Here is a 5,840-nt window from a genome sequence, read left to right as displayed (position 1 = left end):
AGGGCGTTGCGCAGGACGGCCCCGTCTTCACCCGCGCTCGGTCTGGCCCTTGGCGCGGGCGGTGGTGACGTAGTCCATGCCGACCTGTTCCAGCACGGAGGCGCGCATCACCCGGGCGTAGACCGCGAGGTAGAACAGCGCGAGCGCGACCGCCGGCATGACGAGGTGGCGGCCGACATCCCAGACCTCGTCCCAGCCCTCGTTGTCGGCGCCGACCGTGTCGTAGCCGCTGGTGGGCAGCCAGCCGAGGCGGATGGCGAAGACCACGATCATCATCAGCCCGAGCCAGAAACCCGGCGTCGCGTAGGCCACGAGGCTGACCAGCGAGATGATCGCGTCGCGCCAGGCATTGCGCCCGGTCGCCGCCACGAGGCCCAGCAGCGTGCCGATCACCAACGCCGCCGCGAAGGCGGTGAGCATCAGCAGACCGGTGGGCCAGAGCCGGTCGACGATCAGGCTCCCCACCGGGCTGTCGTTGCGGAACGAGTAGCCGAGATCGAGGTGGAGCATGTTCAGCAGGTAGACGCCGAACTGCGTGGCGAGCGGCTGGTCGAGGCCGAACTTATGGCGCAGCTGCTCCATGTATTCGGGGCTCGCCGCGCCGCTCTCACCCGCCAGCACCGAGGCCGCATCGCCGGGGGCGAGGTGGATCAAGAAGAAGTTGAGCACGACGATACCGAGCACCACCGGGATCGCCAGCAGCAGCCGGTAACCGAGGAAACGCGCGAGCCGCACGGGATTACGTGTCCATCCAGGCCCGTTCGAAGGCTTGCTGGGTTCCGAGGGGGCCGGTCGTGTGGTCCTTGAGGCGCCGGTTGAAGACGCTGACGTACTGCACGTCGATGAGCCAGATCATCGGGCTGTCCTCCGCCAGGACCTGCTGGACCTTCTTGTAGAGCGCGGCGCGCTTCTCCGCGTCCGGCTCGCGCGCGCCCTCGCCGAGCATGCGGTCGACCTCGGGATTCGAGTAGAAGGTGTCGTTGACGAAGGTCACGCCCTTGCGGATCTGGCTGGTGAGGAACTGCTTGTTCAGTCCGTAGACCGGGTCGACGCCCTGGCTCAGGAACGGCTCGTTCAGGTCGTAATCGTAGTTGGTGTAGACGCGCCGCAGCCAGGTCGCGGTGTCCTCCGAGCGGAGCGTCACGGCGATGCCCACGATGGCGAGCGCCTGCTTCAGGTATTCGGCCTGCCGCAGCCACTGCTCGCCGAAGGAATTCACCTCCAGGTGCAGGGCGAAGCGGGTCCCGTCCGCACCGCGCGGGGCGCCGGCTTGGTCGAGCAGCTTATTGGCGATGTCCAGCCGGTCCGGCACGTCGTACTGGCGCACGTCGTCGGTGTAGAGGCCGGCGGTCTTGAACTTGCGGCTGAGCGGGCCGGTGGCGGGCAGGCCGTAGCCGAACATCACGTCCTTGAGGATGACCTTGCGGTCGATGGCGTAGGCGATTGCCTGGCGCACATCCTTCTTCTGGAGATGCGGGTGACGGCCGTTCAGCTCCAGGACGCTCTGGGCCGGCGTCATCTCGTAGCCCTTGGTCGTGAGATCGAGGATCGGGTTGGTCTTCATCCGCGCGAGGTCGGCGTAGTTCACCGCGCTGTACCCGGCGAAATGCGCCTCCCCCGCCTCCATGGCGGCCGAGCGCGTGGCCGCATCCGGGATGAACCGGGCGACGATCCGGTTGAGATACGGCAGGCCGGGCTTCCAGTACTGCTCGTTGCGGTCCAGGCGCACGAATTGGCCGCGTTCCCAGCTCGTGAACTTGAACGGACCGGTGCCGATCGGCTTGTTGGCGCTGGGGTTCTGCAGGACATCCGTGCCCTCGAACACCGAGCGGCACAGGATCGGCAGATCCCGCCCGGACAGCGCCTTCATGATGTAGGGCGCCGGATTGGCGAGCCGCAGGATCGCGGTCATCGGGTCCGGCGTGTCGACGGCCACCAGCTCCGCGAGCATGACCGGCGCGATCGGATTGTACTTCTTCAGGATCTCCATGAAGGAGTACTGCACGTCGGCGCTGGTGAACGGCTTGCCGTTGTGGAAGGTCACGCCGTCCTGGAGCTTGAACGTGATGGTCTTGCCGTCGGGCGCGACCTCCCACGACTTCGCGAGGTTCGGCTGCGGGTTCTGGTCCCAGTCGTAGGTGCAGAGCCCCTCGTAGACCTGCGTGGCGATCGGCGGGATATTGCCCGCCGACACCGCGTAATGGGCCAGGGTCGAGGGCTCGGGATGGACGATCATCACCATCGTGCCCCCGCGTCTCGGCTCGGCGGCGCGCGCGCCGCTCGCGGCCGCTGCGAGGCCGAGGGGAAGCGCCAGAACGGTGCGGCGGGAGAGATCGGTCACGTCGGACGTGCGGGACAAGCCAGAGGACTCCTGAAGCGTCCAGCCCGTTCGCAACACGCGTGCCAAGCAGGTTTCGGACCGACCGATCCATTACATCGCCGGGATGGGGAAATATTTTTCCGACACAAATTATTACACCGAAGTACGCAGTAGATCTTCCGTGTATCTCAGTCCGACACCGGGCGCGCCGAAGGCCGGCCCGACCTGGAGCGGGCGGCCGGCACGATGGACGACAACGGCCCGACCCACACCCGCACGACCTTGACCAACGGCCTCATGCGGCGCCTCATGTAGGCCATGCCCGTCCACACCGAGCACCACCTCTATCCGTCGATCCCGTTCCACAGCCTGCCGGACGCCCATACCGCGATGCGCGCGCGGCCCGGCGTGCCGCAGCGGGGCGACAACCGCTGGCAGGTCGGCTTCGTGCGGACGCTGCGCCCGTTAGCGGCTGGGCGACGGCCACCGGAACCTTCGAACTCGGCGACCTGACGCTTCAGTCGGGGGCGGTGCTGCCAAGCGCGCAGCTGCGCTGGAAGACGCACGGCACCCTGTCGCCCGGGCGCGACAATGTCGTGCTCTACCCGACGAGCTACGGAGCCCAGCATCCGGACCTCGAATGGCTGATCGGCCCCGACGGGGTGCTGGATCCCAACCGCTGGTTCATCGTCATCCCCGACATGTTCGGCAACGGGCTGTCGTCGAGCCCGTCGAACACCCCGGACTGGCCCGCCCTCGTCACCGCTTGGGACAACGTCCACGCGCAGCGCCGCCTGCTCGCCGAGATGTGGGGGATCGAGCGCCTGCACGCCGTCTACGGCTGGTCCATGGGGGCCCAGCAGGCCTATCACTGGGCCGCCCTGTTCCCCGACCGCGTGGCCCGCGCGGTGATCAATTGCGGCAGCGCCCGCACCGCCACCCACAACCGCGTGTTCCTGAAGGGCCTCATGGCGGTGCTGGAGGCGGCGCCGGAGCATGGCGGCGGGGGCCGCTTCTCGGCCGAGCCGGCCGCCGCCCTCCGGGCCTTCGGGCGCATCTATGCGGGCTGGGCGCTCAGCCAGGACTTCTACCGGGCGGACCTCCACCGCACCGCGCTCGGCGCCCCGGACCTCGACAGCTTCCTGCGCACCGACTGGGAGGAACGCTTCGCCCGCCGCCCTGCGGCCGATCTCTACGCGCAGCTCTGCACCTGGGAGGCGGGCGACATCAGCCGCGACCCGCGCTACGGCGGCGATCTCACCCGGGCGCTCAACGCGATCACCGCCCGGCTGCTGCTGATGCCGGGCGAGACGGATCTCTACTTCCGCGTCGCCGACAACGCCGCCGAGCTGCCGCATCTGCGCGACGCCGTCCTGCAGCCGATCCCGAGCATCTGGGGCCACCGCGCCGGCAACCCGTCGATCAACCCGGCCGATGCCACCTTTCTCCGCGACACCGTGCGGGCCTTCCTCGCCACGGCCGAAGCGGGCGCGCCCTGATCGGGCGCGGAGAGCGGTGACGCGCCGGCCTCAGGGCGTGCGCCGCATCAGACCGCTTCCCGGTTGAGCCGAACCACAAGCTGATCGGCGAACTTCGCCGCCGCGACGGAGAGCGATCGCCCGCGCAACTGCGCGAGGACCAGCGTCATCGGCGTCAGGTCGCGGAGATCGATCGGGCGGCTGTGCAGGCGCGGGTCCTGGGGGATGCCGCTCGGGATCTGCAGGCTGATGAGATCCTCCCGCAGGACGAGGTTGCGGAGGAATTCGAGCGAGCCCGACTCGACGACCGGCCGGAGCTCGACCCCGCGCCGGGCCAGGGCATGCTCGATGTGATGGCGGATGGCGAGCGAGTGGTCGGGCAGGGCCAGGGCATGGCCGAGGCAGTCGCGCAGCCGGACCGGCCCGGTCTCCGACGCCAGCGGATGCCCCGTGCGCATCAGCGCGCAGAGGGTCTGGTGTCCGGAGAAGAGCGGATGCAGCTCCGCCGAAGGCGGCGGTTGCAGGATCAGGGCGAGATCGGCCTCGAACGCCGCCAGGGCCGTCACGGCCTGCGCGTGATCGCGAACCTGGACCATGAAGCCGACCTGGGGGAACCGGGCCCGGTAGGCCTCGACCTCCTCGGGCACCACCTGCGTGACGAAGGCTTGGCTGCAGGCGAGCGACACGTGACCGCGGCGCACCCCCGAAAGATCGGCGATCTGCGACCTCACCCGGTCGAGATCCGCCACTTGGTCGCGGATGTGCCGCGCGAAGAGCTCGCCGGCCGCGTTGAGCCGCATCCCCTGCGGCAGGCGCTCGAAGATCGGCGTGCCGAGCTCGTATTCGAGATCCTGGATCTGCCGCGTCAGGGCCGAGGGCGTCAGGTTCAGCCGCTCCGCGGCGCGCCGGATCGAGCCGGCACGTGCGACCTCGGCGACGTAGGTGACGGTGCGCAGGTGCTTCACGCTGGCATCGTGCGCCCCCGTTGCCGAGAAAGCAACGACACGCTCAGAAAATAGCACTTCCTTGCAACAGGGAGCGCACCTAGCGTCACGGCGATAGCGATCCTGCAGGAGCCGTTCGATGATCCGTCGCCGCACCCTTCTGGCCGGTCTCGGGGCCGGCTTCGCCCTCGGTCCCCTGTCGCGGGCACGCGCCGCGGGCACGCCGGTCACGATCCGGATGGGCTCGCTCAAGCTGATCCACTCGATCGCGCCGAGCTTCTACGAGCGCTTCACCCCCGCGGGCGTGACCGTGGAGGTGGTGCCCTTCGAGAGCCCCACCGAGTGCAAGAACGCCGTGGTCACCAAATCGGTGGATTTCGGCACCTTCGGCATCGCCGCCGCGACGCTGGGCGCCGCCGCCGGCGAGCCGCTCGTGGTGATCGCCTCCACCTGCAACCGCGGGATGGCGGTGATCGCCAAGAAGGGCTCCGACATCCACGCCATCAAGGACCTGCGCGGCAAGCGCGTCGCGATCTGGCCCGGCAGCACCCAGGAGGTCTTCGTCCTGGAGCGGATGCGCATGGAGGGGCTGTCCGTGAAGGACATCACCCCCGTGCGCGTCTCCTTCTCGGAGATGCATATCGCGCTCGCCCGCGGCGACGTCGACGCCTATGTCGGCGCCGAGCCGGGGCCCGGCGTCAGCCTCGCCTCGGGCGTCGGCCAGCTCGTCGAGTACCCCTACGGCACCGAGATGGGCGCGCTGAACATGGTGTTCGGCGCCCACCGCGACACGCTGGCCGAGCGGCCCGACCTCGTCCGGACCATGCTGGAGATCCACCGCAAGGCGACGGACTTCGCGGCCGGCGACCGCGACGCGATGATCGCCATGGCGGTGGCCAAGCTCGGGCAGAAGCGCGAGGCGCTGGAACTCTCGGCCCCGAACGTCGAGCTGACCTGGCGCCTCGGGCCGAACGAGGTCCGGCAGGCCGACGCCTACGCGCAGCACATGCTGGCGCTCAAGCAGATCAAGCGGCTGCCGGAGCCCGGCTTCATCGACACCCGCTTCGTCGAAGCGATGGGGCGGGCGGAGCACCGGCA

The 5,840-nt window shown here is 69.2% G+C and carries 6 protein-coding genes; 3 read left to right on the top strand and 3 right to left on the bottom strand.

The genetic code is table 11. From position 1 onward, the window contains the following. Positions 1-27 precede the first annotated feature (27 nt). Positions 28-735 carry an ABC transporter permease gene (locus I53_RS20265; RefSeq protein ID WP_051044916.1) on the bottom strand — a complete coding sequence of 236 codons (708 nt, stop codon included), beginning with the start codon at positions 733-735 and terminating at the stop codon, positions 28-30. Positions 736-739: 4 nt separating this feature from the next. After that, complete coding sequence (locus I53_RS20260) at positions 740-2,359, bottom strand: ABC transporter substrate-binding protein (protein WP_051044915.1); 1,620 nt, start codon at positions 2,357-2,359, stop codon at positions 740-742. A gap of 279 nt (positions 2,360-2,638) precedes the next feature. Between I53_RS20260 and I53_RS33440 the strand changes: the two genes are divergently transcribed. Both I53_RS33440 and I53_RS20255 read left to right on the top strand, forming a co-directional pair. Next, complete coding sequence (locus I53_RS33440) at positions 2,639-2,833, top strand: fatty acid desaturase (RefSeq protein WP_251982382.1); 195 nt, start codon at positions 2,639-2,641, stop codon at positions 2,831-2,833. A gap of 17 nt (positions 2,834-2,850) precedes the next feature. Continuing rightward, on the top strand, positions 2,851-3,819 hold the full coding sequence (locus tag I53_RS20255; RefSeq protein WP_251982381.1) for an alpha/beta fold hydrolase: 969 nt from the start codon (positions 2,851-2,853) through the stop codon (positions 3,817-3,819). 47 nt (positions 3,820-3,866) lie between these two features. On the opposite strand, the gene I53_RS20250 is transcribed toward I53_RS20255, so the two are convergent. Next, the gene (locus I53_RS20250) at positions 3,867-4,763 is read right to left on the bottom strand and encodes a LysR family transcriptional regulator (protein WP_043354034.1); all 897 of its coding nucleotides are present in this window, start codon (positions 4,761-4,763) and stop codon (positions 3,867-3,869) included. A 118-nt stretch (positions 4,764-4,881) separates the two neighbouring features. Here I53_RS20250 and I53_RS20245 point away from each other — a divergent pair. Continuing rightward, the coding region (locus tag I53_RS20245) for an NrtA/SsuA/CpmA family ABC transporter substrate-binding protein (RefSeq protein ID WP_106428192.1) at positions 4,882-5,840 on the top strand (959 nt) is incomplete at its 3' end.

Source organism: Methylobacterium sp. B1 (assembly GCF_000333255.1).
GTDB lineage: Bacteria > Pseudomonadota > Alphaproteobacteria > Rhizobiales > Beijerinckiaceae > Methylobacterium > Methylobacterium fujisawaense.
This window is presented reverse-complemented; position numbering and strand designations above follow the sequence as displayed.

Coding starts and splice junctions, on each gene's coding strand:
- I53_RS33440 (WP_251982382.1), top strand. CDS start 2,639: ATGCCCGTCCACACCGAGCACCACCTCTATCCGTCGATCCCGTTCCAC.